Origin of the sequence: Acidovorax sp. M2(2025) (assembly GCF_049330835.1) — a bacterium.
In the GTDB taxonomy this organism is placed as follows: Bacteria; Pseudomonadota; Gammaproteobacteria; order Burkholderiales; family Burkholderiaceae_C; genus Acidovorax.
In genome coordinates this window covers 740,558-766,528 of sequence record NZ_CP186262.1, presented here as the reverse complement: position 1 = coordinate 766,528, position 25,971 = coordinate 740,558, and the positions used below count along the sequence as shown (strand labels likewise).

The following is a 25,971-nucleotide window of genomic DNA, read 5'->3' as shown; positions in this document are numbered from 1 at the left end:
CGGCGGGCGCACCGAATGTAGCAGCCACGCCCGCCGCACCGCGGCGCGCGGATGCCCCGGCGCTGGCGCGGGGCGTCCCGCATGCAAAACGGGGAAAACCGGTAAAGTCGCGCGTTCCCCACCACCCAACGCTCTCCCCCGGAGCCGTGCCGCATGTCCCGTACTACGACGTCTCAGGTTGCCGCTTCGCGTTTTGTTGTGCCCCGGGGCATGCTGGCGGGCTTTGTGGTGGCGGTGCTGGCCACCATCGTGATCGCGCTGGTGAACTACCGCACCGCCGAAGTGCGCTCCCGCACCGTGGAGGCCATGGACCAGACCACCGTGGCCATGCGCCAGCTCAACCTGTTCATGTCGTCGCTCAAGGACGCCGAGACCGGCCAGCGCGGCTACCTGCTGACCGGCGACGAAGCCTATCTGCAGCCCTACCACCTCGCGCAGGGCGCGTTGCAGCGCTACATGGCCCAGCTCAAGGAGCTCACGGACGGCAACGCCGTGCAGCGCCGCCTGGTGCAGCAGATCGACGACCTGCACCGGGAGAAGCTGCGCGAGCTGAGCGACACGATCGAGACGCGCCGCCAGCGCGGCGACGAGGCGGCCCTGGCCCTGATCCGCACCGACAGCGGGCGCGCCGTCATGGACCGCATCCGCGACCAGGCCTCGGACCTGTCCACCCTGCTCAACCAGCAGCTGGTGGAGGACCGCAAGCAGTGGGTGGATGCGGCAGCCAGCTCCACCTACTACTCGTGGGGCGGGTCGCTGCTGCTGCTGGTGCTGATCTGCCTCTCGGCCGCCGCCACCGCGCGCGAATACCGGCTGAAGGCGCAGCAGTCGTGGGTGTCGGCCGGCCTGTCGGGGCTGGGCCAGCGCCTGCAGGGCGACCACCGGCTCGAGGACCTGGGCCCGCTGGCCCTGGAATACCTGGCCCAGTACCTGCGCGCGGCCGTGGGCGCCGGCTACGTGGCGGAGCCGGACGGCGGCCTGACCCTGTTTGGCGGCTACGCCCTGCCCCGCGAACGGCTGGCACAGCGCCTGCTGCCCCAGGAAGGCCTGGTCGGCCAGGCCGCCCGCTCGCGCCAGCTGCTGCACGTGCGCGATGTGCCGGCCGGGCACTTGCCCGTCTCCTCCAGCACGGGCCAGTCCGCGCCCACCGAACTGCTGCTGGCGCCCGCCATCGAGAAGGGCCAGGTGTACGCGGTGATCGAGCTGGGCTTCCAGCGTCCGGTGACCGACGCGGAGCGCACGCTGATGGAGCGCGCCTCGGAGATGCTGGCCGTGGCCATCCGCGGCGGCATCGACCGCTCCCGCCTGGAAGCGCTGCTGGAGGAAACGCAGCGCCAGTCCGAAGAACTGCAGACCCAGCAGGAAGAGCTGCGCGTGAGCAATGAGGAGCTGGAGCAGCAAAGCCGCATCCTGCAGGAGTCGCAGACGCAAATGGAGCTGCAGCAGACCGAGCTGGAGCAGACCAACGCCCACCTCGAAGAACAGACCCAGCAGCTGGAATACCAGCGCGAGCAGCTGCTGCGCGCGCAAAGCGCCCTGACCGACAAGGCCCGCGAGCTGGAGCTGGCCAGCCAGTACAAGAGCGAGTTCCTGGCCAACATGAGCCATGAGCTGCGCACGCCGCTGAACTCCACGCTGATCCTGGCCAAGCTGCTGGCCGACAACAAGCCGGGCAACCTGAGCGCCGACCAGGTGAAATACGCGCACACCATCTACGCGGCCGGCAACGACCTGCTGGCGCTGATCAACGACATCCTGGACCTGTCCAAGATCGAGGCCGGCCAGGCCACCGTCGCGCCCGAGCCGGTGAATCTGGCCAAGGCCGTGCAGGCGCTCATCGACCCGCTGCGCCCCCTGGCCCAGGAAAAGGGCCTGGCGCTGGCCGCGACGCTGGCGCCCGGCCTGCCCGCGGCGATCGAGACGGACCCGCTGCGCCTGGGCCAGGTGCTCAAGAACCTGCTGTCCAACGCGCTGAAGTTCACCGAACAGGGCGCGGTGTCGCTCACCGTCACGCCCGGGGCCGGGGACGACACCGTGGCGTTTGCCGTGAAGGACACGGGCATCGGCATCCCAGCCCACCAGCAGGAGATGATCTTCGAGGCCTTCCGCCAGGCCGACGGCAGCACGCACCGCAAGTACGGCGGCACGGGGCTGGGGCTGTCGATCTCGCGCGACCTGGCGCGCCTGCTGGGCGGCCACATCAGCGTGCAAAGCGCGCCCGGCGAAGGCAGCGTGTTCACGCTGGTGGTGCCGCGAACCCTCGCGGCCCCTGCCGCCTCACAGCCCCCGGCGCCGCCCGCTCCGCTGCCCCCGGCGGCTGCCGCGCAGCCCGCCGCACCGGCGCCAGCCGACCGCCCAATGGCAGCGCCTGCACAGCCCCCCGCCGCGGCGCCGCAGGGGGCCACGGCGGCCAGCAGCCGCAGCATCCTGGTCATCGAGGACGACGAGCGCTTTGCGCACATCCTGCGCGACCTGGCCGCCGAGATGCATTTCGACTGCCATGTCGCGCTGAATGCCGCGGACGGCCTGGCCCTGGCCGCACAGGTCCTGCCCAGCGCCATCGTGCTGGACGTGAACCTGCCCGACTTCTCCGGCCTGGGCGTGCTGGACCAGCTCAAGCGCAACCCCGCCACGCGCCACATCCCCGTGCACGTGGTGTCGGTGGCCGACTATGCGCAGGAGGCGCTGGGCCGCGGCGCGGTGGGCTATGCGCTCAAGCCCGTCAAGCGCGACGAACTGGTGCAGGCGCTGCAGCGGCTGGAAGCCAAGTTCACGCAGGCGCTGCGCCGGGTGCTGGTGGTGGAAGACGACGAGCGCCAGCGCGACAGCGTGCAGCAGCTGCTCAGCCGCGAGGACGTGGAGATCGTCTGCGCGGGCACGGCGGCCGCGGCGCTGGCGCACCTGCGCGGCTCCACGTTCGACTGCATGGTGATGGACCTGAACCTGCCCGACCTGAGCGGCTACGAGCTGCTGCAGCAGATGACGGAGCAGGACGGCGTCTCCTTCCCGCCCGTGATCGTGTACACCGGCCGTGCGCTCTCGCGCGACGAGGAGCAGCAGCTGCGCCGCTTCTCCAAGTCCATCATCATCAAGGACGCCCGCTCGCCCGAGCGGCTGCTGGACGAGGTGACGCTGTTCCTGCACCAGGTGGAGTCCGAACTGCCCGCCGAGCACCGGCAGATGCTGCAGGCCGCGCGCAGCCGCGAATCGGCGCTGGAAGGGCGCACCGTGCTGGTGGTGGAGGACGATGTGCGCAACGTGTTTGCCCTCTCCAGCATCCTGGAGCCCACGGGCATCCGCGTGGAGATCGCGCGCAATGGCCGCGAGGCGCTGCAGGCCCTGGAGCGCGCCGATGCCGGCCAGGCGCCCGCGGTGGACCTGGTGCTGATGGACATCATGATGCCGGAGATGGACGGCTACACCGCCATGCGCGAGATCCGCCTGCGCCCCGGCTGGCGCCGCCTGCCCATCATCGCCCTCACGGCCAAGGCCATGAAGGACGACCAGGAGAAGTGCCTGGCCGCCGGGGCCAACGACTACATCGCCAAGCCGCTGGACGTGGAAAAGCTCCTGTCGCTGGTGCGCGTGTGGATGCCCCAGTGAGCCCCGGCGCCACGGCCCGAGCCCTACACCCATGCCCCACCGCAAAGCGCGCACCGCGGACATCGAACAGCGCCTGCTGATCGATGCCATCTACCACCGCTACCACTACGACTTCCGCGGCTACGCGCAGGCCTCGCTCAAGCGGCGCCTGAACACGGCGCTGATCCAGTTCGGCTGCGACACGCTATCGCAGCTGCAGGACCGCGTGCTGCACGACCCGGCGGTGTTCCCCGCGCTGCTGGAATACCTCACCGTGCAGGTGAGCGAGATGTTCCGCGACCCCGGCTACTACCAGTCGCTGCGCCGCGAGGTGGTGCCGCTGCTGCGCACCTACCCGTCGCTCAAGATCTGGGTGGCCGGCTGCAGCGCGGGCGAGGAGGTGTATTCGCTGGCCATCCTGCTGCAGGAGGAGGGCCTGCTGGACCGCTCGTTGATCTACGCCACCGACATCAACACCCAGGCGCTGCGCTCGGCCGAGGCCGGCGTGTTCGACCAGGCAAGGGTGCCCCTGTTCACCGAGAACCATGCGCGCTCGGGGGCCCGCAGTTCGCTGTCGGACTACTACACGGCGCGCTACGGGCGCGTGGTGTTCGACAAGGCGCTGCGCGAGCGCATGGTGTTCTCGGACCACAGCCTGGCCACCGACAGCGTGTTTGCCGAGATGCACTTCGTGTCCTGCCGCAACGTGCTGATCTACTTCGACCGGGAACTGCAGAACCGGGCCCTGGGCCTGTTCCGCGAGGCGCTGTGCCACCGCGGCTTCCTGGGCCTGGGCTCCAAGGAGTCGCTGCGCTTCTCGGCCCACAGCGATGCTTTCGAGGACTTCGTGCTCGAAGACCGCATCTACCGCAAGCGGGCCGGCCTGTGACGGCGCAGCACGCCCCCATCGCAGCGCCCGGGCCCGCCCCGGCGGCCGCGCAGCGCCCGGCCTTCGACGCCGTGGTGGTCGGCGGCTCGTCCGGGGGGCTGGAGGCGCTGATGCAGCTGCTGCCCGCCCTGCCCTCCACGCTGCGGGCCTGCGTGCTGGTGGTGCTGCACCTGCCGCGCGACCGGCGCAGCCTGCTGCCGGAGATCTTCAGCCCGCGCTGCCCGCTGCCCGTGCACGAGGCCCAGGACAAGGAGCTGCCGCAGCCCGGCCACGTGTACTTTGCCCCGCCCGACTACCACCTGCTGGCGGACCAGGGGCCGCGGCTGGCGCTGTCGGTGGACCCGCCCGTGAACTATTCGCGCCCGTCCATCAACGTGCTGATGGAATCCGCCGCCGACCTGTGGGGCGAGCGGCTGCTGGGCATCCTGCTGTCGGGCGCCAACGAGGACGGCGCCCAAGGCATGGCCGCCATCCATGCGGCCGGGGGCCTGACCGTGGTGCAAGCCCCCGGCAGCGCGCCCATGCCCGCAATGCCGCTGGCCGCGCTGGCCCGCGCTCCCATGCACCACATCCTGGCGCCCGCGGACATGCCCGCGCTGCTGCAACAGTTGCACACGCAACACCTGCTGTGAAATGAGACCTGCCATGTGCTCCCACACGCCCCTGCCCCCTGCCAACGCCGTGCCCGCCCCGGTGGCCGCCCCTGCCGCCGACCGCATCAAATGCCTGCTGGTGGACGATGTCGAGGAGAACCTCATCGCCCTGGAGGCACTGCTGCAGCGCCCCGACGTGCAGATCCTCAAGGCCTCCTCCGGCGCCGCGGCGCTGGAGCTGCTGCTGGCCCATGAGGACGTGGCCCTGGCGCTGCTGGACGTGCAGATGCCCGAGATGAACGGCTTCGAGCTGGCCGAGCTGGTCCGCGGCAGCGAGCGCACGCGGCACATCCCGCTGATCTTCATGACCGCCGGGACGCGCGAGCAGAACTGGCAGTTCCGGGGCTACGAAAGCGGCGCGGTGGACTTTCTGTACAAGCCCATCGACCCGCACATGCTCACCAGCAAGGCCCAGGTGTTCTTCGAGCTGCACCGCCGCAAGCAGGCGCTGGCGCACGAGCTGCGCGAACGCACCGAGGCCCTGCGCATCAACGAGATGTTCATGGCCGTGCTCAGCCACGACCTGCGCACGCCGCTGATGTCCATTACCGCCGCTGCCACGGTGCTCAAGCGCCAGCCCGCGCCCGACAAGGCGGCGGCCATGGCCGAACGCGTGCTCAGCAGCAGCCAGCGCATGGGCAGCATGATCGAGGACTTGCTGGACGTCACCCGCATCCGCCAGGCCGGCGGCCTGGCCCTGAACCTGGGGCCGGCGGACCTGCAGCGGCTGGTGCAGCGCACGCTGGAGGAGGTGCGATCCGCCTTCCCCGACCGCGCCGTGGAAGTGCACTCGCACGGCGACACCCAGGGCGTCTGGGATGGAGAGCGGCTGTGCCAGGTGCTGAGCAACCTGGTGGGCAACGCCATGCACCATGGCGACACGGACGTGCCCGTGCGCTGCGAGATCGACGGGACGCACAGCGGCTGCGTGGCGGTGACGGTGGCCAACGGCGGCACGATTCCGCCTGCGCTGCTGCCCCGGCTGTTCGACCCTTTCCGCGGGCGCGACCGCGAGCCCGGCCGCCACCAGGGCCTGGGCCTGGGGCTGTTCATCGCCCAGCAGATCGTGCGCTCGCACCAGGGGCACATTGCCGTGGAGTCCACCGGGGGCCACACGCGCTTTCGCGTGAGCCTGCCGCGGGTTGCCGTGCCTGCCGGCGGCCCTGCGGGCGCGGGGCGCTGACACGTGGGCGCCACGGCCGACCCGGGCGCGGGAGGGCGCTGGGCAGTGGCCCCGCAGGCTACGGCGACGCCGGTTACGCGGCGGCGCGGCCTTGCACCGATGCGCGGATGGAGCCGAGCAGGGACTCCAGCTCCTCCACGTCGAAAGGCTTGAGCAGGGCCCGCACATTGGGGCCCCAGGCGCCGGGGTAGTGCCCCAGCTCGTAGCCCGAGCACAGCACCACCCAGCGGTGGGGATCGTTGGCAAGCACCTTGCGGGCGAGATCCGTGCCCGACAGGCCGGGCAGGCTGACGTCGGACACCAGCACGTCAAAAGGCTGCCGTGCCTCCAGCTCCAGCGCCTCTTCGGCGGAGGCCACCGCGGTCACGGTCTGGCCTTCGCCTTCCATGAGCGCGCCGATGGTCTCACGCAGCTCGGGATTGTCTTCCACGTACAGGATTCGCATACATCACCGCAGATTGTCCCCACCATGCCCCGCCAGGGGGCATGCCCAAGGCAGCGATCTTTGCCCAGCCGGGCGGCGCGGGCATGTAGGACAACGCGCAGTTCGGTCACATTTTTTTGCATCCGCTGCGCCGGGCGCCTGCCGCGCAGGCCGGCCCGGCGGCCGGGGGCGTCACTCTTCGAGCAGCGAGCGCAGCATCCACGCCGTCTGCTCGTGCACCGTGAGGCGCTGGGTCAGCAGGTCGGCCGTGGGTTCGTCGCTGGCCTTGTCGGCCAGGGGGAAGAGGTTGCGCGCGGTGCGGGCCACGGCCTCGTGGCCCTCCACCAGCACGCGCACCATGTCCATCGCCTTGGGCGGCTTGGCGGGCGCGTCGGGCACGGTGGCCAGCTTGCCGAATTCGGCGTACGAGCCGGGGGCCACATGGCCCAGCGAGCGGATGCGCTCGGCGATCGGGTCCACCGCATTCCACAGTTCGGTGTACTGCACCATGAACATGGTGTGCAGCGTGTTGAACATGGGGCCGGTCACGTTCCAGTGGAAGTTGTGGGTGGTCAGGTACAGGGTGTAGGTGTCGGCCAGCAGGCGCGACAGGCCCTGGGCAATGGCAGCACGGTCCTTGTCGCTGATGCCGATGTTGATGGAGGGGGCGGAGATGTTCTTGGGGGCTTTTGCCATGGAGTGCTCCTGAGGTGAAGTGAATGAAGAAGGCGAAGAAGTAAAGGCCAAAGACAACGGGGCGCCCGGCAGGGCGCAACGCCGGCCGCCGAGATCCCGGCGGTGCACCGGACCACTGTAGCCCAAGCCCGCAGCGCCGCGCCGCGTTTCGCCGCAAGCCGTAGTGCGGCACCCGGACTTGCGGGCCCGGCCGCGCGGGCGCGGTGCCGGATCAGGACAGCCGCGTGACTCCGGGCAGCTCGCACGCATAGATGGCATTGCGCAGCGCGGCGATGGCTTCATAGCGCGTGAAGCTGCGCCGCCAGGCCAGCACCACCCGGCGCATGGGCGGCGCGCCGCCGTCCGCCTCGCGGATGGGGAGATAGCGCACATAGGTCTCGTCGCTCTTGCGGCGGCGGGACACGGTGAGCAGCGCATCGCGCGGCACCGACAGGCGCGGCACCAGGGTCACGCCCATGCCGGCCGCCACCATGTGCTTGATGGTTTCCAGCGACGAGCCCTCGAACGATTTGCGGATGCCCTCCGCATTGCTGGAAAAGCGCGCGAACTCGGGGCAGACCTCCAGCACATGGTCGCGAAAGCAGTGGCCCGCACCCAGCAGCAGCATGGTTTCGCTCTTGAGCTCCTCGGCGCTCACCGACTTGCGGGATGCCAGCGGATGCGCGCTGGGAACGGCCGCCATGAACGGCTCGTCGTACAGCGGCGCCACGGCCAGACCGGTGTCGGGAAAGGGCTCGGCCAGGATGGCGCAGTCGATCTCGCCGGTGCGCAGCATCTCCAGCAGCTTGACGGTGAAGTTCTCCTGCAGCATCAGCGGCATCTGCGGCGTGCGGGCGATGGAGTGGCGCACCAGCTCGGGCAGCAGGTACGGGCCGATGGTGTAGATCACGCCCAGCGTGAGAGGGCCGGCCAGCGGGTCCTTGCCGCGCTTGGCGATTTCCTTGATGGCGGCGGCCTGCTCCAGCACGCTCTGCGCCTGCCGCACGATCTCCTCGCCCAGGGGGGTGACGGTGACCTCGCCCGCGCTGCGCTCGAAGAGCTTCACGTCCAGTTCTTCTTCCAGCTTCTTGATCGCGACCGACAGCGTGGGCTGCGACACGTAGCACGCATCGGCCGCGTGGCCGAAGTGCTTTTCGCGGGCCACGGCGACGATGTATTTGAGTTCGGTGAGGGTCATGTCGAGGAGGGTCCTGGCACGTCATTGTGCAACGCAACCTGCCGCGCTGCCCAGGGCGCCGCGAAGGCCCGGTGCACCACAAAGCCCGTGAGCAGCACGAACACCGCCACCACCAGCACGGGCCCGGGCACGGCAAACGTGCTGCGCGCCAGCGCGTCGTCGAACACCAGGCCCCGCAGCGCCTGCAGGCCCGCCAGCAGCAGGGCGCCCCAGCACAGCGCCAGGGCCAGGTGCGGCAGCAGCAGCGGCAGGTCCCGCTGCGGCGCGCTGCGCACCTGCTGGCGCGCCAGCAGCAGGTGCAGCGCGACCACCGCCATCGCACATGGCACGGCCGCCCACCAGAAGGTGTCCACCCCCGAGAAGAACAGCGCCGACACGCGCCCCCACCGCAGATGCGGCAGCGCCGCCACCATGGCGGCGTGCACCAGGGCCAGGCCGACCAGCAGGCTGGCGCTGGCCACCATGCCCAGCAGGCCCGCGGTGTCCCGCGCAGGCAGCTGGCGCACCGTCAGCCCGGCCTCGCGCGCCCAGGCCACCAACGCCTGCTGCGCCCACACAGGCTCCTGGCCCGGCTGGGCCAGCGCCGTGGCGGGGACGAAGTACGACTCCACGGTGCCCCGCCGGTACAGCCGCAGGCCCGTGCGGTCCACGGCCACGGCGCGAAACCAGTTCCATTGGGACGAGGCCGCGTGGCGCAGCGTGCCGTCGGGCGCCTCCATCCGGTAGGCGAGCCCCGCGGCCGAGAACTCCCAGCGCGTGGTGTCGCCCGCAAACGCGTAGTGGCGGGCGGTGGCGCGCCGCTGCGCATGGAAGGTCTGCACGCCGCCCAGGCCCAGCAGCAGGCCGGCCAGCACGACGGCGGGCCAGCGCAATGCCAGAGGTTCGCCGCCGTACAGGATGCCCAAGGCGCCCCAGGGCGAGAACACCAGCACAACGCCCAGCCCCAGCCACAGCGGCGCCAGGAACCGCGCCCAGGCCGGACGGTCGATGAGGCCCAGGCGCACGGCGCGGTCGCGGTAGGCCGCGTCGCGCACCCAGGCTGCGCGCACCGCCCGGGGCGGCGTGCTGGTCGTGGGCAGGGCTGCGGTCGAAGGGGCAAGGGGGTTCACAGGACTTCCGTTCACGGGGGGATGGGGGCCGGCGGCGGGCGCATGCACCGCTCTCACGCCTTGAGGTAATCGGACTTGCCGCCCAGCCACCGCGCCACGTGCCTGGCGGCCAGGTCCGGGTGGCGGTCCAGCATCTGCGGCGCCAGCGCGCGCGCCCATTCCAGCAAGAGCGTGTCGGTGGCCAGGTCGGCAAAGCGCAGCAGCGCGTCGCCCGACTGGCGCGCACCCAAAAATTCGCCGGGGCCGCGGATCTCCAGGTCGCGCCGGGCGATCTCGAAACCGTCGTTGGTCTCGGCCATGGCGCGCAGGCGCTCCTTGGCGGTCTCGCCCACGCGGCCGCTGTCGTTGGTGGCGTACAGCAGCACGCAGGCCGACGCCGCCGCGCCCCGCCCCACCCGGCCGCGCAGCTGGTGCAGCTGCGACAGGCCGAAGCGCTCGGCATGCTCGATCACCATGAGGGAGGCGTTGGGCACGTCCACGCCCACCTCGATCACGGTGGTGGAAACCAGCACGCCCATCTGGCCGCTGGTGAAGAGCGCCATCACGGCCTTCTTCTCGGCGGCGGGCATGCGCGAGTGCAGCAGGCCGACCATCACGCCCTGCAAGGCCTCGCTCAGATCGGCGTGCGTGGCGGTGGCATTGGAGAGGTCCAGCGCCTCGCTTTCTTCGATCAGCGGGCACACCCAGTACACCTGCCGCCCGGCCGCCACCTGCGCGCCGATGCGCTCGATGACTTCGTCCTTGCGGCTGTCGGCAATCAGCTTGGTGACGATGGGCGTACGGCCGGGGGGCAGCTCGTCGATGACGGACACATCCAGGTCGGCGTAATAGCTCATGGCCAGGGTGCGCGGAATGGGCGTCGCGCTCATCATCAGCATGTGCGGCTCCATGCCGTGCGCTGCGAGCTTCTTGCGCAAGGCCAGCCGCTGCGCCACGCCAAAGCGGTGCTGCTCGTCGATGATGGCCAGGGCCAGGTTCTTGAAGCGCACCTGCTCCTGGATGACGGCATGGGTGCCCACCACCAGCGCGGCCTCGCCGCTTTCCACCAGGGCGAGCATGGCGGTGCGCTCCTTTTTCTTCTGCCCGCCCACGAGCCAGGCCACCTTGCGCCCGCGCGCGGGCAGCAGCGGCTCCAGCCAGCCGATCATCTTGGCGAAGTGCTGCTCGGCCAGGATCTCGGTGGGTGCCATCAGCGCGCACTGCCAGCCCGCGTCCATGGCCACGCAGGCGGCCAGGGCCGAGACCACCGTCTTGCCCGAGCCCACGTCGCCCTGCAGCAGCCGGTGCATGGGCACGGGGCGCGCCAGGTCGGCCGCGATCTCCTCGCCCACGCGGCGCTGCGCGGCGGTGAGGCCAAAGGGCAGCACGGCCAGCAGCTGCTCGTGCAGGGGCAGCGCCGTGCCCTGCACAGGCTGCGGGCGCAGCACCGGCGCACGCAGGCGGTCGCGCTCGCGGCGCGATTGGTGCTGCGAGAGCTGCTGGGCCAGCAGTTCCTCGGCCTTCAGGCGCTGCCAGGCCGGGTGGCTGTGGTCTTCCAGCGTGGACAGGGCCACGTCGGGCGTGGGATGGTGCAAAAAAGTGAGCGCCTCGCGCAGGCTGCACAAGCGCTGGAGGCCGTTTTTGCCATAAAAACTAGCCACCGGCGGCTCCACGCCGGGCGGCAGCGTGTCCGACAGGTCGGCCCGCGCCAGCGCGCTCACCACGGCGCGCCGCAGGTAGGGCTGGGGCAGGCCGGCCGTGGTGGGGTAGACCGGGGTGAGCGCGGCGGGCAGCTCGCCCCCGGCCTGGCGAAAGGCCGGGTGCAGCATCTGCCGCCCCCAGAAGCCGCCCTTGACCTCGCCGCGGATGCGCAGACGCGCGCCCACGGCCAGGGTCTTCTGGTGCGAGGGGTAGAAGCTGAAGAAGCGCAGCTCGCAAGTGGCCGAGCCGTCGTCCACCTGCACCACCAGCTGGCGGCGCGGGCGCAGCTGCACGTCGCTGGCCGTGACGGTGGCCTCGATCTGCACGGTCTGCCCGTCGCGGGCGCTGGCCAGGGGGGTGATGCGGGTTTCGTCCTCGTAGCGCAGCGGCAGGTGCAGGGCCAGGTCGATGTCGCGCACCAGGCCCAGCTTGTGCAGGGCCTTCTGGGCCACCGACACCCCGGCCGCGCCGGCGGCTACCGGGCGCCGCGCCGCACGCGGTGCAGCCTGGGGCGCGGGGGACGGTGGATTCGTGGGCATGAAAGAGGAAAGTGGGGCTGCGCGGACCGGGCGGAGCCAAAAAGGCTACCATGGTTACCATTGCTCACAATCAGGTGTCTCGGCACGCGGCAGGTTTTCGGGTTTCGGTTTTTCCATGCTCAAGCGCATTCATATCCAACATCTCACCCTGGGCATGTACCTCCATGAGTTCTGCGGGTCGTGGATGGACCATCCCTTCTGGCGGGCCAAGTTCCTGCTGAAGGACCCCAAGGATCTCGAGCGCATCCAGGCCACGGCGATCCAGGAGTGCTGGATCGACACGTCCAAGGGACTGGACGTGGCGGCCGGCACCGCATCGCGGTCCCGCGAGGAGGTGGACGCCCAGATCGAGACCGACTTCAGCCGCCTGGAGGACCTGCCGCCCCTGCAGGTGACGCTGCCGCCCCCGCCCGCCCCGCCTGCGCGCGACCAGGCGCCCAAGGACATGCACAGCGAGCTCAAGCGCGCCGCCGCCATCTGCGTGCGCTCCAAGACCGCCGTGGTGTCCATGTTCAACGAGGCGCGCATGGGCCGCGCCGTGGACTCGGCCGGCGCCCAGAGCCTGGTGCAGGAGATCTCCGACTCCGTGACGCGCAACCCCGGCGCGCTCATCAGCCTGGCGCGCCTGAAGACGGCAGACGACTACACCTACATGCACTCGGTGGCCGTGTGCGCGCTGATGGTGGCGCTGGCCAAGCAGCTCAAGCTCAACGACGAGCAGACCCGCCTGGCCGGCCTGGCCGGGCTGCTGCACGACCTGGGCAAGGCCGCCATTCCGCTGGCGGTGCTGAACAAGCCCGGCAAGCTCACCGACAACGAGTTCAGCGTGGTCCGCAGCCACCCGGTGGAGGGCTACCACATGCTCAAGGAAGGCGGGAACGTGCCCGACGCGGTGCTGGACGCCTGCCTGCACCACCACGAGAAGATCGACGGATCGGGCTACCCCGACAAGCTCAAGGGCGACGCGATCAGCGTGATCGCCCGCATGGCGGCCATCTGCGACGTGTACGACGCCATCACGTCCGACCGCCCCTACAAGCGGGGCTGGGATCCTTCCGAATCGCTGCGCCGCATGGCCGAGTGGACCAACGACCATTTTGACCAGCGGCTGTTCCAGGCCTTCGTCAAGAGCATCGGCATCTACCCCGTGGGCTCGCTCGTGCGGCTGGCGTCCGGGCGCATTGGCGTCGTGACCGAGCAGGCGCCCACCGCGCTCACCACGCCCAAGGTCAAGGTGTTCTATTCCACCAAGTCGGACCTGCGCATCCCGCCCGAGCTGGTGGACCTGGCCGCGCCGGGCTGCACCGAGAAGATCGTGGCGCGCGAAGACCCGGAAAAATGGCGCTTTCCCGACCTGAACGAGCTGTGGTCCGGCTTCGCGGAAAAGGCCTGGTAGCGCGCTACGCCCCGCCCGCACAGTGGTAGGCTGCGCCGCCATGGCCGCACTCATCACCCTCACGCCCAACCCGGCGCTCGACCTCGCCACCACCACCGACCGCCTGCAGCCCACGCACAAGCTGCGCTGCGGCCCCGTGCAGCGGTTCGCCGGCGGGGGCGGCATCAACGTGGCCCGGGTGCTGCACCGCCTGGGGGCCGACGTGCAGGCCTGGGCGCTGGCCGGTGGCGCCGCGGGCGCCCAGATCGTCCAGCTGCTCGCCGGCGAGGGCGTGGCGGTGCAGCCGTGGCCGCTGGCCGGCGACACGCGCGAGAACTTCTCGGTGCTGGAAACGGCCACGGCGCAGGAGTACCGCTTCGTGCTGCCCGGCCCCACCGTGCAGCCGCCCGAATGGCAGGCGGTGCTGGACGGCCTGGCCGTCCTGCCGCAGGCCGCCCTGCCGCGCTGGCTGGTGGCCAGCGGCAGCCTGCCGCCGGGCGTGCCGGACGATTTCTATGCCCGCGTGGCCCGCGCCCTGGCGGCGCGGGGCGTGCGCGTGGCACTGGACACCTCGGGCGCGGCCCTGTCGGCCGCGCTGCAGGCCGGCGTCGCGCTGGTCAAGCCCAGCCTGCGCGAGCTGCGCGAACTGGTGCAGCAGCCGCTGGCCGAGCCCGTGGCCTGGTGCCAGGCCGCACGGTCACTGGTGCGCAGCGGCGCGGCCGAGGCTGTGGCCTTGTCCGCGGGGGAACAGGGGGCGGTGCTGGCCACCCGGGACGGGGTGTGGCAGGCGCCCGCCCTGCCCGTGCCCGCCGCCAGCGGCACCACCGGCGCGGGCGACTGCTTTCTGGCCGTGCTGCTGTGGTCGCTGGACCGCGGCCTGCCGCCGCCCGACGCCCTGCGCTGGGGCACGGCGGCGGGCGCTGCGGCGCTGCTGGCACCAGGCACGTCGCTGGCGCAGGCGGCCGACGTGCAGCGCCTGGTGGCCCAGGTGCCGCCACCCACGCTGGTGCCGCTGAACGGCTGACGCCCGCCCCCCGGTCAGGTCCACCGCCAGCGCGGCGATGGAGCGCGTGGGACAATCGCGCGCTTCGTTTTTCCGTTTCTTTGTTGTCTGCCGCTCCCTTGGCACGGGCCTGTCCGGCCCTCAAGCACCATGACCGATCTCTCTTTGGCCGCAGCGCCACACGCCTTCACCCTCAGCGACTTCGACTTCTCGCTGCCTCCTGAACTCATAGCCCAGCACCCTGCCGCCGAGCGCAGCGCCTCGCGCCTGCTGGACGGCCGGGCGCAGCAGCCGGTGGACCGCATCTTCCGCGACCTGCCCGGCCTGCTGCGCGAAGGCGACCTGCTGGTCTTCAACGACACCCGCGTGGTCAAGGCGCGCGTCTTTGGCGAGAAGGCCAGCGGCGGCAAGCTGGAGCTGCTGATCGAGCGCGTGCTGACCGGCAACGAAGTGGTCGCCCACATGAAGGTCAGCAAGAAGCCCCTGCCCGGCAGCACCGTGCACCTGGCCGGCGGCCGCCAGGCGGGCGGCTTTGACGCCACGCTGCTGTCGCGCTGGCCCACGGAAGACGGCCCGCTGTTCCGCTTTGCGCTGCACGGCCCCGCAGGCGAGTCGCCCTGGGAGCTGATGGAGCGCCACGGCCACCTGCCGCTGCCGCCCTATATCGAGCGCCAGCAGAACGCCGACCACGACCCGGACGAAGCCGAAGACAGCGAGCGTTACCAGACCGTGTTTGCGCGCGCTCCCGGTGCCGTGGCCGCACCCACGGCCGCGCTGCACTTTGACGACGGGGTGCTGGCCGGGCTGGCCGCGCGCGGCATCGAGCGCGCCAGCGTCACGCTGCACGTGGGCGCGGGCACCTTCCAGCCCGTGAAGACCGAGAACCTGGCCGAGCACCAGATGCACAGCGAGTGGTACGAGGTGCCGCTGGCCACCCTGGCCGCGCTGGAGCGCTGCCGCCAGCGCGGCGGACGCGTGGTGGCCGTGGGCACCACGACCGTGCGCACGCTCGAGTCCTGGGCGCGCTCCGGGCAGACCACGGGCGACACCGACATCTTCATCACGCCGGGCTTCGCCTTCCAGGTGGTGGACCTGCTCATCACCAACTTCCACCTGCCCAAGAGCACGCTGATGATGCTGGTGAGCGCCTTCGCGGGCTATGCGCACGCCATGGGGCTGTACCGCCACGCGATTGCGCAGCAGTACCGCTTCTTCAGCTACGGCGACGCGATGCTGCTGGAGCGCACCCCGGGCGGCTGACGCACTAGTCCGCTGAATCCGAGAAATCGGCAGTGCGAACGCCCCGTCAGGGGCAGTTGGTCACGGGCGCCACGCGCGGTGCGGCGCCCAGCTCGGGCAGGCGGTTGGCCGAAGGTACGCGCACGCAGTAGGTGCTGCCGCCCAGGCCCTGCCCCTGCGCCACGCGGGCACCGTCGCCGCCGCGCCATTCGCGGGGGGCCAGCGGGCCGCCCGGCGAAGGGGTTCCCGCGCTGCCCGCCCCGGCCGCAAGCTGCGCCGCCGGAGTGGCGCCATGGCGCCGCTGCCAGGCGCGCTCCTGCCGGTCCGCGCGGCCTACGGCCTCCGCGCTCCACTGCACCGGCCTGTCGGGCACCGCGCTGTCGGAGGCGGCACGCTGCGGCGGTGGTGCTGCAGCGGTCATGGCATCGGCCACTGCGTCAGCGCGCGGCCCCGGCGCGGCCGGCAAGGCGGCTTCAGGGGGCGCGGCGGCGGCAGGCCCGGGCGGCGGGGGGCGGGACGGGCGCAAGGACGCCACCGGCGTCTTGGCGGCGGCCTGGGCTTGCAACAACGCTGAAGGCCGCGCCACGGGCTGCGGCGCGGGCGGGGCCGTGGCCGCGGGCGCCGCGGCGATCCACAGTACCTCCATCGCCTGGCGCGGCACTGGCAACGCGGGCGCGCCGTGCGGGCGCTGCCCATGCCATGCCGTGAACACGGCCCCGTGCAGCAGCAGGGAGGCCAGCACCGCGCACGCCACGCGCCCGGGGCGCACGCGCCCCCACGCGGCGCCATGGCGGGTGGACCGCACTCAGCCGCCTTCGCCGGCCGCGCCCTCCGGGGCGCCCCCATCGTCCACCCACGCCAGCAGGTCGCCGGGCTGGCACTGCAGGTATTCGCAGATGGCCGACAGGGTTTCAAAGCGCACGCCCTTGACCTTGCCGCTCTTGAGCAGGGACAGATTGGCTTCGGTGATGCCGACATGGGCCGCCAGGTCACGCGACTTGACCTTGCGGCGCACGAGCATTTCATCCAGGGTGACAACAATGGGCATGGCGTGCTCAGACAAATGCATCCGCTTCGGCCTGGAGGCGGCGCCCCTCGGCCAGCACATGGGCCAGCAGCAGCATCATCAGCCCCACCACCAGGGTGCTGACCTCAAACGGCCCCACCCCCAGCGCGATCATTCCGCCGTTCTGCCCCGAGGCCAGCCACGACAGCAGCGCGGTGACCCCGACCTGGTAGAGCAGCGAGGTCACGAACATCGCCAGAAACCCCCGGCCCACGCCGTGAAACCCCGCCACGACGGTGGCGCCAAACACCTCGCCCGCCAGGAAGGCGCGGCAGATGCGGTGCACGCACAGCACGGTGTAGAACATGGCCGCCGCGGGAATGCACTCCAGCGCCACGCCCACCCAGCGCCAGGGCGTGTCCATGGACGCGGGCGGGGTCAGCCCCGCCAGCTGCGCCTGCGCGGGCACCAGCCCCACGGGCATCCAGCCGCCCCAGCCCTCGGCGTGCCCGATGGCTGCCCACCGCAGCAGCGACAGCGCGAACGACGCCCCCGCACAGGTCCAGCTGAGCGCCAGCAACCCCCAGGCCAAGCGCCGAAACGACGGGCTCTGCACGGGGGACCCTGCGGTGCGTGAAGAAGAAGAAGACATGACACGGTTCCGTAAAAATTACTGTAAAACAATAATAATATACCGTCGCACAGAAATTCAAGCCCCCCCCTCAACCACCACCATGTTCCAACAGCCTGCCTCCACCGCCCACCCCAGGCGCTCCGCCTTGCGGACTGCGCGTACCACCACCGCCGCCGCGCTGGCCACGCTGGCGCTGGCCGCCTGCGGCAGCATCCCGGTGTCGTCGTTGTGGCAACTGCGCCGCCTGAACCTGGAGACGCTGGACCCGGCCGCATTGCGCGCGGCGGTGGTGCATGCCCCGGCGCTGCAGCTCGACGGCCATGCGCTGGTGCTCACGGTCAGCGTGTCGCGCAAGGTGCGCCAGCCCAATGGCGGCGCGGCCACCGAGCGATTGGAAGAGAAGCTCCCGCTGCAGGAGCTGCGCAGCGCGGCCGAGCGCAGCCCGCTGGCCGCGTACGACGGCCCGCAGGCCATGGTGCAGGTCTGGCGCATCGACCCGGCCGCCCTGCCCCGGCTGCAGGCGCTGCGCGCCACCGCCCTGGCCTGGAAGGGCACCGACGACGGGAAACGCGAACTGGCCCTGGGGCTGGAGCTGGCCGGTTGCCAGCACAGCGGCCTGCGCAACCGGGAGGTGAGCACACTGATCCGCTTTACCGCGCCGGGCGACTACCTCCCCATCGTGCGCAACCGGGACGTGGCGGAACTCCTGCCGGCAGAGGAGCTGAAGAAGCGGTTTCCGGACTGCGCGGCGGGCTGACCGCCGCGCACCGTTGCGTGCACCGTCAGAACGCGACGGCGTGCCCGTCCTTGCGCGGGTCGGACCCGGCGATGTAGCTGGCGCCATTTTTCAGCACCAGCTGCGCGCCGCCAAAGGCGAATACGCCGTTGCCATGTTCCACCGTCACCTCGTGGCCGCGCGCGCGCAGCGCTTCGATCACGGCGGGGTCAAAGCCCGGCTCCACGGCCACGCCCTTGCCGCCCGTCACGCGCCAGCGGGGTGCATCGGCGGCGGCCTGCGGGTTCTGGCCGTAGCGCAGCACGCGCAGCGCCATCTGGGTGTGGCCCTGGCTCTGCATGGGGCCGCCCATCACGCCAAAGGCCATCTGCGGCGTGCCGTCGGCATGCATGGCAAAGGCCGGGATGATGGTGTGCGAGGGGCGCTTGCGCGGCGCCACCTGGTTGGCGTGGCCCGGGATCAGGTTGAAGCCGTGGCCCCGGTTCTGCAGGCTGATGCCCGTGCCCGGGACCACCACGCCCGAGCCAAAGCCCATGTAGTTGGACTGGATGAACGAGACCATCATGCCGGACGCGTCGGCCGCTGCCAGGTACACCGTGCCGCCGGGGCGTGGCGCGCCGTAGCCAGGGTCGCCAGCACGCGTGGTGTCGATCAGCGCGGCGCGGCTGCGCAGGTAGTCGGGGTTCAGCAGCGCATCGGGCTTCACCGGCATGGCGTCGATGTCCGCGTTGTACTGGTGCAGGTCGGCAAACGCGAGCTTCATGGCTTCGATGCTGGCGTGCACGGTCTCCACGTCGTCCACCGGGTGGGCCCCGACGCCATGGGCGTCGAGCATGCCCAGCGCCATCAGCGCCGCAATGCCCTGGCCGTTGGGCGGAATCTCGTGGATGACCGAATCGCCAAAACGCTGCTGGATGGTGCCCACCCAGTCGGCCCGGTGCGCGGCCAGGTCGGCCATCGTCATGGCGCCGCCGTTGGCTTGCGCATGGGCGGCGATGCGCTCGGCAATCACGCCGCGGTAGAACGCCTCGCCCTCGGTTTCGGCGATCAGCTCCAGCGTGCGCGCATGGGCTTCGCTGCGGAAGATCTCGCCCGCCTGGGGCACACGACCATTCGGCATGAAGCACTCGGCAAACCCGGGCTGCGTGCCCAGCTTGGCCGCGCCCAGCGCCCACAGGCGGGCGATGGTGGGCGACACCGGAAAGCCGTTGCGCGCGTAGTCGATGGCGGGCTGCGCCAGCTGCGCAAACGGCAGCTTGCCCAGGCGCTTGGACAGCGCCACCCAGGCCGACACCGCGCCGGGCACGGTGACGGCGTTCCACCCCGTCTCGGGAATGCCGCCCAGCTTTTCAAAATACTCCGGCGTCCACGCCGCAGGCGAGCGGCCCGAAGCATTGAGGCCGTGCAGCTCCTTGCCGTCCCACACGATGGCAAAGCCGTCGCTGCCCAGGCCGCAGCCCGTGGGCTCCACCACCGTGAGCGCCATGGCGGCGGCAAGGGCAGCGTCCACCGCATTGCCACCGGCCAGCAGCATGCGCAGGCCCGCCTGCGCCGCCAGCGGCTGCGAACTGGAGACCACGTTGCGCCCCATGACCGCGCTGCGGTGGGACGCGTAGGGAAGGGACCAGTCGAGGGAATTGGAATTCATAAAGCGTGTGTCTCCAGGGCCTGTGTCCGGTGAGCCAGACACGGGTAAATCGAGCAAGGCGCAGGCGAGGGACGCCGAGGAAGGGCCGCCCCGCACCGAAGGCGTCGTCCCCCTTGGGGGAAGGCGCCGAAGGCGACTCAGGGGGATTATTCAATGCTTATCTTGTGCTGCCGAATGACGGTGGCCCAGCGGTTGCTGTCGGCCTGCACCATGGCGCCAAACTGCGCGGGCGTGCTGGGGGCGGCGGGCTCCACGCCCAGCTTGGCCAGGCTGGCCGCTACGTCGGGCGCCTGCACGGCCTTGGCAAACGCCTTGTGCACCTTGTCCACCAGGGCGGGCGGCGCGCCTGCGGGCAGGTACACGCCAAACCACGTCACCGACGAATAGCCGGGCAGGCCGGATTCGGCCAGCGTGGGCAGCTCGGGCGCCAGGGTGCTGCGTTTTTCGCTGGTCACGGCCAGGGCGCGCAGGCGGCCGGCCTTGGCGTGGGGCATGCCGGTGGGCAGGGAGTCGAACAGCACATGCGTCTGGCCGGCGATCAGGTCCGGAATGGCCAGCGCCGTGCCTTTGTAGGGGATGTGGGTCATTTCCACACCCGCCTGCGCGCTGAAGGCGGCGGTGTTCAGGTGCACGATGGTGCCGTTGCCGCTGGTGGCGTAGTTGAGCTTGCCGGGATGCGCCTTGGCATAGGCAATGAGCTCCCCCACGGTCTTGACCGGCAGCGAATTGGTTACCAGCAGCACACTGGGCGCATCGGCCACGTGGGCCACGGGCGTGAAGTCCTTGCGTGGGTCGTAGGCCAGCTTGGGCATGAGGTGGGGCGAGATGGCGTGCGTGCTGCTGGTGGTCAACAGCAGGGTGTAGCCGTCGGGCGCAGCCTTGGCCGCCTCGGCCGTGCCCAGCGTGCCGCCCGCGCCGGGCTTGTTGTCCACCACCAGCTGCTGGCCCAGGTCGGCCGCCACGCGCTGGGCGACGACACGGGCCACCAGATCGGTTGCGCCGCTGGCCGGAAAGGGCACGATGACCCGTACCGGCCGGTCCGGCCAGTTGGCTTGCGCCTGCGCGGCCGAGGCCAGCACGAGCAGGCCGGCCAGGCCCCAGACACCACGGCCCCAGGAAATCAGACGCATACCAGCCCTCCAGCAAAGTAGTCGAGAACAACACACACCCAGAATTGAGACAGCCATCTTAGGAAGCCGTGCCTTGCTTGACTACCAGCATTTCGGCAAGCGGCTTTGCCGCAGCGGCAAACCGGCGCATACTGCGCGCCTCCACCCTCCCGCCCCGGCCCATGCGCGCCCATCTGCTGCAAGACACCACGCTGCGCTACTTTTTAGAAGTGGCCGAAAGCGGTTCGCTCACCGAGGCCTCGGCCCGCCTGCACGTGGCCGCCTCGGCCCTGAGCCGCCAGATTGCGGGGCTGGAGGCCCAGCTGGGCACGCCGCTGTTCGAGCGCCACCCGCGCGGCATGGTGCTGACGGCGGCGGGCGAAATCCTGGCCCTGCATGCGCGGCGCAGCGCGCTGGACGCTGAACGCGCGCTGGGCGAGATCGGCGCGCTGCAGGGGTTGCGCGCAGGCCAGGTGCGCCTGGCCACCTCCGACGCGTTTGCCAACGAGCTGGTGCCGCGCCTGTGCGTGGAGTTCCAGCGCACCCACGCGGGCATCCAGTTCAGCGTGATATCGCTGCCCACGGCCCAGGTGCCCGACGCGGTGCGCAGCGGCGCGGCCGACATCGGCCTGTGCTTCAGCCGCGCGCCGCACCAGGACATCGCGGTGGCCTACCGCCAGAGCGCCCCGGTGCTGGCCCTGCTGCCGCCCGGCCACCGGCTGGCACGCGCGCGCCAGGTGACGCTGGCACAGATGGCCGCGTACCCGCTGGCCCTGCCCCCGGCCGAAACCACGGTGCGCCAGATGATCGACATCGTCTGCAGCCGCCAGGGCCTGCAGCTGGCGCCCGTGCTCATCAGCAACCACGCCAAGACGGTGCTGAACTTCGTCGCCAGCGGCGGCGGGCTGTCGGTGGCCAGCGAGATCGCGGCGCGGCACCTGGTGGCCGAGCGCGCCCTCGTGGCGCGGCCCATCAGCGACCCCGGGATGGACCTGCGCGACATCGAGATCCAGACCCTGGCGGGGCGCAGCCTGCCGGTGGCGGCGCAGGCGTTTCTGGAACTTCTGCGGGAGCAGCTGCCGGCACGCGGGTTTTAGAACGCCCGCTTGCCCCCTGCTCAGTACCCGTGCTGCTGGCGGAAGTCGCGCGCCTTGCCAAAGTGGCCGTTGCCGATGAAGGGCACGGGAGGACGCAGCGCGGACAAGGGCGACGGGTGGTTGGACATCAGCAGCAGATGCCCCCGGTCCTGCGGAATGAGCGCGCGCTTGGACTGCGCGTGCGAGCCCCACAGCATGAACACCACCGGGCGCGGGCCTTCGGCCACATGGCGGATCACGGCGTCGGTGAGCACCTCCCAGCCCTTGCCGGCGTGGCTGGCGGCCTGGCCTTCTTCCACCGTCAGGCAGGTGTTGAGCAGCAGCACGCCGTTTTTCGCCCACTTCACCAGGCTGCCGCCAGGGTCGGGGAACGGCGGAAACGGCGTGCCCAGGTCGCGCTGCATTTCCTTGAAGATGTTCTGCAGCGAGGGCGGCAGGCGCACGCCGGGCGCCACCGAGAAGGCCAGCCCCTCGGCCTGGCCGCGGCCGTGGTACGGGTCCTGCCCCAGGATGACCACGCGCACGGCCTCGGGCGGGGTCAGCTCCAGCGCGCGCAGCGGGCGGGGCGGGAAGATGCTGGCCCCCGCGTCCACCCGGCTTTGCAGGAACGCCAGCAGCTTGTGCCCCACCGGGCTCTCGAAGAACCCCTGCACCACCGGCTGCCAGCCCGGGGCCACAGGCCAGTGGGCAGGGTTGGCGTCGGGCAACTGGTTTGGCAGTTGGTCGGGTGCGTTGCCGTGGGAATCCGTACTCATGGTCAAAATGGCCTCCAGCGCTTTCCAGTCAAGCGCAAGCAGCTATATTTTCAATAGCAATTGAAATCAGGCCGCAAACAGCTTGGCCAGCGCCAGGCCCGGGTCGTCGGCGCGCATGAAGGCCTCGCCCACCAGGAAGGCGTGCACGCCCGCGTCGCGCATCGTCTTCACGTCGGCAGGCTTCAGGATGCCGGACTCGGTGACCAGCAGGCGGTCGGCGGGCACGTCCTTGAGCATGCCCAAAGTCGTTTCGAGCGTGACCTCGAACGTACGCAGGTTGCGGTTGTTGATGCCTACCAGCGGGGTCTTGAGCTTCAGGGCCCGCTCCAGTTCGGGCCGGTCGTGCACCTCCACCAGCACCGCCATGTCCAGGCTGCGGGCGATGGCTTCAAAGTCGGCCATCTGCGCATCGTCCAGGCAGGCCGCGATCAGCAGGATGGCGTCGGCGCCCATGGCACGCGATTCGTAGATCTGGTACGCATCCACCATGAAGTCCTTGCGCAGCACGGGGAGCGTGGTGCTGGCGCGGGCCTGCTTCAGGTAGTCGGGCTGGCCCTGGAAGAACTGGCGGTCGGTCAGCACCGACAGGCAGGCTGCGCTGACCTTGCCGTCGCCTTCCATGTAGCTCTGGGCGATGTCGGCGGGCTCGAAGTCGGCGCGCAGCACGCCCTTGCTGGGGCTGGCCTTCTTGACTTCGGCAATCACGGCGGCCTGGCCCTTGGCGATCTTGGCGCGCAGCGCGCCCTCGAAGTCGCGTGTGAGCACGCGGCTCTCGGCATCGGCGCGCATGGCGGGCAGCGGCACGCGCTTTTTGGCGGCAGCCACTTCTTCGTGTTTGACGGCGACGATTTTGTTGAGGATGTCACTGCTCATGGTGCGTGGCCTTGGGGTTGTCGGGTGGGGTGCCAGGATCGGCGTCAGCGGGCCCGGGCGAGCCCTGTTTCAGGATGCGGACGAACACGCGGTGCATCACGAACCCGGCCACGATGAACAGGGCCGAGATGCCCAGTGCGATCCAGGTGCCGGGGTCGCGCCACATGGCGGTGTCAGGCGGCCGCGGCCAGCGCGTGCGTGCGCGTGACCACCTGCTCCAGCTTGGCCAGCGCGGCGCCCGACGCAATGGCGGCGCGGGCCTTGGCAATGCCGCCCGGGATGGAATCGACCACGTTGGCCGCGTACAGCGCCACGCCCGCGTTCAGGCAGACGATGTCCTGCGCGGCGCCGGGCTCGCCCTTGAGCACGCCGATCAGCATCTCGCGCGACTGTTCGGGCGTTTCGACCTTGAGGGCCCGGTTGCTGGCCATGGCCAGGCCGAAATCCTCGGGGTGGATCTCGTACTCGGTAATCTGGCCGTTCTTCAGCTCGCCGACCAGCGTGGCGGCGCCCAGGCTCACTTCGTCCATGCCGTCGCGGCCGTAGACCACCAGCGCGTGCTCGGCGCCCAGGCGCTGCAGCGCACGCACCTGGATGCCGACGAGGTCGGGGTGGAACACGCCCATCAGGATGTTGGGCGCGCCGGCCGGGTTGGTCAGCGGGCCCAGGATGTTGAAGATGGTGCGCACGCCCAGCTCCTTGCGCACCGGGGCCACGTTCTTCATGGCCGGGTGGTGGTTGGGCGCGAACATGAAGCCGATGCCGACCTCGGCAATGCACTGGGCGATCTGCTCGGGCTTCAGGTTGATGTGGATGCCCAGGGCTTCCATCACATCGGCGCTGCCGCTTTTGCTCGACACGCCGCGCCCGCCATGTTTGCTGACCTTGGCGCCCGCGGCGGCGGCCACGAACATGGAGCAGGTGGAGATGTTGAAGGTATTGGCGCCGTCGCCGCCCGTGCCGACGATGTCCACCATGTGGGCGGCATCCTTGACGTGCACCTTGGTGCTGAACTCGCGCATCACCTGCGCGGCGGCGGTGATCTCGCCAATGGTTTCCTTCTTCACGCGCAGGCCGGTGATGATGGCGGCCGTCATGACGGGCGACAGCTCGCCCTGCATGATGAGCCGCATCAGGTGCAGCATCTCGTCGTGGAAGATCTCGCGGTGTTCAATCGTGCGCTGCAGCGCTTCCTGGGGGGTAATGGGCATGGAATATCTCCTGGTATTTATGCAGAGGGCTGGTCTGTGAAAGCCAGCTTGAGCCCGAAGCCAATGAACATGGCGCCCGCCACGCGGTCCAGCCAGTGCATGCCAGGCACAAGGCCCCCACGCTCGTCACTGCGTGTACTCGCTGCCCCCCGAGTGGGCTGGCCCGCCTTGGGAGCGGCCCGGCGGCGGGCCATCACCCCGGCGCGCCGCGCCATCCACGACGCCGCCAGCGCCCAGCCCACGTTGACGGGGATGGCGTTGAGGTTGAACAGCACGCCCAGCAACACGAAGGCCAGCGCCTTGTGGTCCGCGCCTGGCGCGATGAACTGCGGCACGAAGGCCAGGAAGAAGATGGCGACCTTGGGGTTGAGCACATTGGTCCAGAAGCCGCCCAGGAACACCTTGGAGAGCGGCGTGGGCTGCGCAGGGGCCGCCTGGGCGGCCGCCAGTGCAGCCGTGTTGCCGTTGCCGGCCCCGGGCTTGGACAGCAGCATGCGCACGCCCATCCACATCAGGTACGCCGCGCCGATCCACTTGAGCACGGTGAACGCCGTGGCCGACGCGGCCAGCAGCGCGCCCACGCCCACGGCGGCGGCAAGGATGTGCACAAAGCAACCCGCCGTGATGCCCAGCCCCGCCACGATGCCTGCGCGGGTACCGGACTTGAGTGCGTTGGTCACGATGTAGAGCACGTCAGGGCCCGGCGTGAGGTTCAGCAGCCAGCCGGCCGCGATGAACATCACCAGCTGGTGGGCGTCAATGAAGTTCATGCGCGCTGCTCCAGGAAGTTCTTGAGCATGGCGTGGCCGTGTTCGGTGAGGATGCTCTCGGGGTGGAACTGCACGCCTTCGATCGGCAGCGTCTTGTGCCGCACGCCCATGATCTCGCCGTCCTCCGTCCAGGCCGTCACCTCCAGCACGTCCGGGCAGGTGGCGCGCTCGATGGCCAGCGAGTGGTAGCGGTTGACGGTGAACTTCTCGGGCAGGCCGGCGAACACGCCCTTTTGCGTGGTGGTGATGACGCTGGTCTTGCCGTGCATCAGCTCCTGCGCGCGGACGATGGTGCCGCCAAACGCCGCGCCAATGCTCTGGTGGCCCAGGCACACGCCCAGGATGGGCAGCTTGCCCGCAAAGTGCTGGATGGCCGCCACCGAGATGCCCGCCTCGGCCGGCGAGCACGGGCCGGGCGAGATGACCAGGCGGTCGAGCTGCCCGGCATTCAGGCGCGCCTCGATGTCGGCCACGGTGATCTCGTCGTTGCGGAACACCGCCACCTCTGCGCCCAGCTCCCCGAAGTACTGCACGATGTTGTAGGTGAAGCTGTCGTAGTTGTCGATCATGAGCAGTTTCATGG

General features: G+C 70.5%; 25 protein-coding genes. 9 read left to right on the top strand and 16 right to left on the bottom strand.

The features are described 5' to 3' along the window. Positions 1 to 153: 153 nt before the first annotated feature. The 4 genes from ACOYR3_RS03510 to ACOYR3_RS03495 are packed head-to-tail and all read left to right on the top strand — an operon-like array spanning position 154 to position 6,307. Positions 154 to 3,603, top strand: a complete 3,450-nt coding sequence (locus tag ACOYR3_RS03510; protein ID WP_422845117.1) for a response regulator — start codon at positions 154 to 156, stop codon at positions 3,601 to 3,603. A gap of 31 nt (positions 3,604 to 3,634) precedes the next feature. Next, positions 3,635 to 4,471, top strand: coding sequence for a CheR family methyltransferase (locus ACOYR3_RS03505; RefSeq protein ID WP_422845116.1), 837 nt, complete (start codon positions 3,635 to 3,637; stop codon positions 4,469 to 4,471). Between the two features lie 17 nt (positions 4,472 to 4,488). Continuing rightward, a complete protein-coding gene (locus tag ACOYR3_RS03500) occupies positions 4,489 to 5,103 on the top strand; it encodes a chemotaxis protein CheB (RefSeq protein ID WP_422846517.1) in 615 nt (204 codons plus the stop codon). Between the two features lie 13 nt (positions 5,104 to 5,116). Further along, a complete protein-coding gene (locus tag ACOYR3_RS03495; protein ID WP_422845115.1) occupies positions 5,117 to 6,307 on the top strand; it encodes a hybrid sensor histidine kinase/response regulator in 1,191 nt (396 codons plus the stop codon). A gap of 73 nt (positions 6,308 to 6,380) precedes the next feature. Here the strand turns inward: ACOYR3_RS03495 and ACOYR3_RS03490 are convergent, their stop codons facing one another. From ACOYR3_RS03490 to recG, 5 genes are all read right to left on the bottom strand, one after another. After that, complete coding sequence (locus ACOYR3_RS03490; RefSeq protein ID WP_422845114.1) at positions 6,381 to 6,752, bottom strand: response regulator; 372 nt, start codon at positions 6,750 to 6,752, stop codon at positions 6,381 to 6,383. Between the two features lie 171 nt (positions 6,753 to 6,923). Next, positions 6,924 to 7,427: a Dps family protein gene (locus ACOYR3_RS03485; RefSeq protein ID WP_291488520.1), complete on the bottom strand. Its 504-nt coding sequence runs from the start codon at positions 7,425 to 7,427 to the stop codon at positions 6,924 to 6,926. Between the two features lie 211 nt (positions 7,428 to 7,638). After that, positions 7,639 to 8,604, bottom strand: coding sequence for a LysR substrate-binding domain-containing protein (locus tag ACOYR3_RS03480; protein ID WP_422845113.1), 966 nt, complete (start codon positions 8,602 to 8,604; stop codon positions 7,639 to 7,641). Beyond that, the gene (locus ACOYR3_RS03475; protein WP_422845112.1) at positions 8,601 to 9,713 is read right to left on the bottom strand and encodes a hypothetical protein; all 1,113 of its coding nucleotides are present in this window, start codon (positions 9,711 to 9,713) and stop codon (positions 8,601 to 8,603) included. Before ACOYR3_RS03475 ends, ACOYR3_RS03480 begins: the two co-directional genes overlap by 4 nt. Positions 9,714 to 9,766: 53 nt before the next feature. Further along, positions 9,767 to 11,932, bottom strand: coding sequence for an ATP-dependent DNA helicase RecG (gene recG / locus ACOYR3_RS03470; protein WP_422845111.1), 2,166 nt, complete (start codon positions 11,930 to 11,932; stop codon positions 9,767 to 9,769). Between the two features lie 115 nt (positions 11,933 to 12,047). Here recG and ACOYR3_RS03465 point away from each other — a divergent pair, with 115 nt between their 5' ends. The 3 genes from ACOYR3_RS03465 to queA all read left to right on the top strand — a co-directional run bounded on the left by ACOYR3_RS03465 (position 12,048) and on the right by queA (position 15,570). After that, positions 12,048 to 13,328 carry an HD-GYP domain-containing protein gene (locus tag ACOYR3_RS03465; protein WP_422845110.1) on the top strand — a complete coding sequence of 427 codons (1,281 nt, stop codon included), beginning with the start codon at positions 12,048 to 12,050 and terminating at the stop codon, positions 13,326 to 13,328. Positions 13,329 to 13,368: 40 nt separating this feature from the next. Further along, a complete protein-coding gene (locus ACOYR3_RS03460; protein ID WP_422845109.1) occupies positions 13,369 to 14,331 on the top strand; it encodes a 1-phosphofructokinase family hexose kinase in 963 nt (320 codons plus the stop codon). 129 nt (positions 14,332 to 14,460) lie between these two features. After that, positions 14,461 to 15,570 carry a tRNA preQ1(34) S-adenosylmethionine ribosyltransferase-isomerase QueA gene (queA, locus tag ACOYR3_RS03455; protein WP_422845108.1) on the top strand — a complete coding sequence of 370 codons (1,110 nt, stop codon included), beginning with the start codon at positions 14,461 to 14,463 and terminating at the stop codon, positions 15,568 to 15,570. Between the two features lie 46 nt (positions 15,571 to 15,616). On the opposite strand, the gene ACOYR3_RS03450 is transcribed toward queA, so the two are convergent. The 3 genes from ACOYR3_RS03450 to ACOYR3_RS03440 are packed head-to-tail and all read right to left on the bottom strand — an operon-like array spanning position 15,617 to position 17,207. Beyond that, the gene (locus ACOYR3_RS03450) at positions 15,617 to 16,354 is read right to left on the bottom strand and encodes a hypothetical protein (RefSeq protein WP_422845107.1); all 738 of its coding nucleotides are present in this window, start codon (positions 16,352 to 16,354) and stop codon (positions 15,617 to 15,619) included. Further along, entirely contained in the window at positions 16,355 to 16,597 is a 243-nt protein-coding gene (locus ACOYR3_RS03445) for a helix-turn-helix domain-containing protein (RefSeq protein WP_422845106.1), read from the bottom strand. A 7-nt stretch (positions 16,598 to 16,604) separates the two neighbouring features. Beyond that, the gene (locus ACOYR3_RS03440; protein ID WP_422845105.1) at positions 16,605 to 17,207 is read right to left on the bottom strand and encodes a DUF2975 domain-containing protein; all 603 of its coding nucleotides are present in this window, start codon (positions 17,205 to 17,207) and stop codon (positions 16,605 to 16,607) included. An 82-nt stretch (positions 17,208 to 17,289) separates the two neighbouring features. Between ACOYR3_RS03440 and ACOYR3_RS03435 the strand changes: the two genes are divergently transcribed. After that, positions 17,290 to 17,946, top strand: a complete 657-nt coding sequence (locus tag ACOYR3_RS03435) for a hypothetical protein (protein WP_422845104.1) — start codon at positions 17,290 to 17,292, stop codon at positions 17,944 to 17,946. Between the two features lie 25 nt (positions 17,947 to 17,971). Here the strand turns inward: ACOYR3_RS03435 and ACOYR3_RS03430 are convergent, their stop codons facing one another. Beyond that, complete coding sequence (locus ACOYR3_RS03430; RefSeq protein WP_422845103.1) at positions 17,972 to 19,573, bottom strand: gamma-glutamyltransferase family protein; 1,602 nt, start codon at positions 19,571 to 19,573, stop codon at positions 17,972 to 17,974. Positions 19,574 to 19,719: 146 nt separating this feature from the next. Continuing rightward, complete coding sequence (locus ACOYR3_RS03425) at positions 19,720 to 20,703, bottom strand: Bug family tripartite tricarboxylate transporter substrate binding protein (protein WP_422845102.1); 984 nt, start codon at positions 20,701 to 20,703, stop codon at positions 19,720 to 19,722. A 161-nt stretch (positions 20,704 to 20,864) separates the two neighbouring features. On the opposite strand from ACOYR3_RS03425, the gene ACOYR3_RS03420 reads away from it, so the two are divergent. After that, complete coding sequence (locus ACOYR3_RS03420; protein ID WP_422845101.1) at positions 20,865 to 21,779, top strand: LysR family transcriptional regulator; 915 nt, start codon at positions 20,865 to 20,867, stop codon at positions 21,777 to 21,779. Between the two features lie 20 nt (positions 21,780 to 21,799). Here ACOYR3_RS03420 and ACOYR3_RS03415 read toward each other — a convergent pair whose 3' ends face one another. From ACOYR3_RS03415 to ACOYR3_RS03390, 6 genes are all read right to left on the bottom strand, one after another. Then, positions 21,800 to 22,534 carry a uracil-DNA glycosylase gene (locus tag ACOYR3_RS03415; RefSeq protein ID WP_422845100.1) on the bottom strand — a complete coding sequence of 245 codons (735 nt, stop codon included), beginning with the start codon at positions 22,532 to 22,534 and terminating at the stop codon, positions 21,800 to 21,802. A gap of 66 nt (positions 22,535 to 22,600) precedes the next feature. Then, on the bottom strand, positions 22,601 to 23,407 hold the full coding sequence (trpC, locus tag ACOYR3_RS03410; RefSeq protein WP_422845099.1) for an indole-3-glycerol phosphate synthase TrpC: 807 nt from the start codon (positions 23,405 to 23,407) through the stop codon (positions 22,601 to 22,603). Then, a complete protein-coding gene (locus tag ACOYR3_RS03405; RefSeq protein WP_422845098.1) occupies positions 23,397 to 23,573 on the bottom strand; it encodes a hypothetical protein in 177 nt (58 codons plus the stop codon). Before ACOYR3_RS03405 ends, trpC begins: the two co-directional genes overlap by 11 nt. A gap of 7 nt (positions 23,574 to 23,580) precedes the next feature. Further along, positions 23,581 to 24,618: an anthranilate phosphoribosyltransferase gene (gene trpD / locus ACOYR3_RS03400; RefSeq protein ID WP_422845097.1), complete on the bottom strand. Its 1,038-nt coding sequence runs from the start codon at positions 24,616 to 24,618 to the stop codon at positions 23,581 to 23,583. A 17-nt stretch (positions 24,619 to 24,635) separates the two neighbouring features. Continuing rightward, on the bottom strand, positions 24,636 to 25,388 hold the full coding sequence (locus ACOYR3_RS03395; protein ID WP_422845096.1) for a LysE family translocator: 753 nt from the start codon (positions 25,386 to 25,388) through the stop codon (positions 24,636 to 24,638). After that, the gene (locus ACOYR3_RS03390) at positions 25,385 to 25,969 is read right to left on the bottom strand and encodes an aminodeoxychorismate/anthranilate synthase component II (RefSeq protein WP_422845095.1); all 585 of its coding nucleotides are present in this window, start codon (positions 25,967 to 25,969) and stop codon (positions 25,385 to 25,387) included. Before ACOYR3_RS03390 ends, ACOYR3_RS03395 begins: the two co-directional genes overlap by 4 nt. Positions 25,970 to 25,971 lie beyond the last annotated feature (2 nt).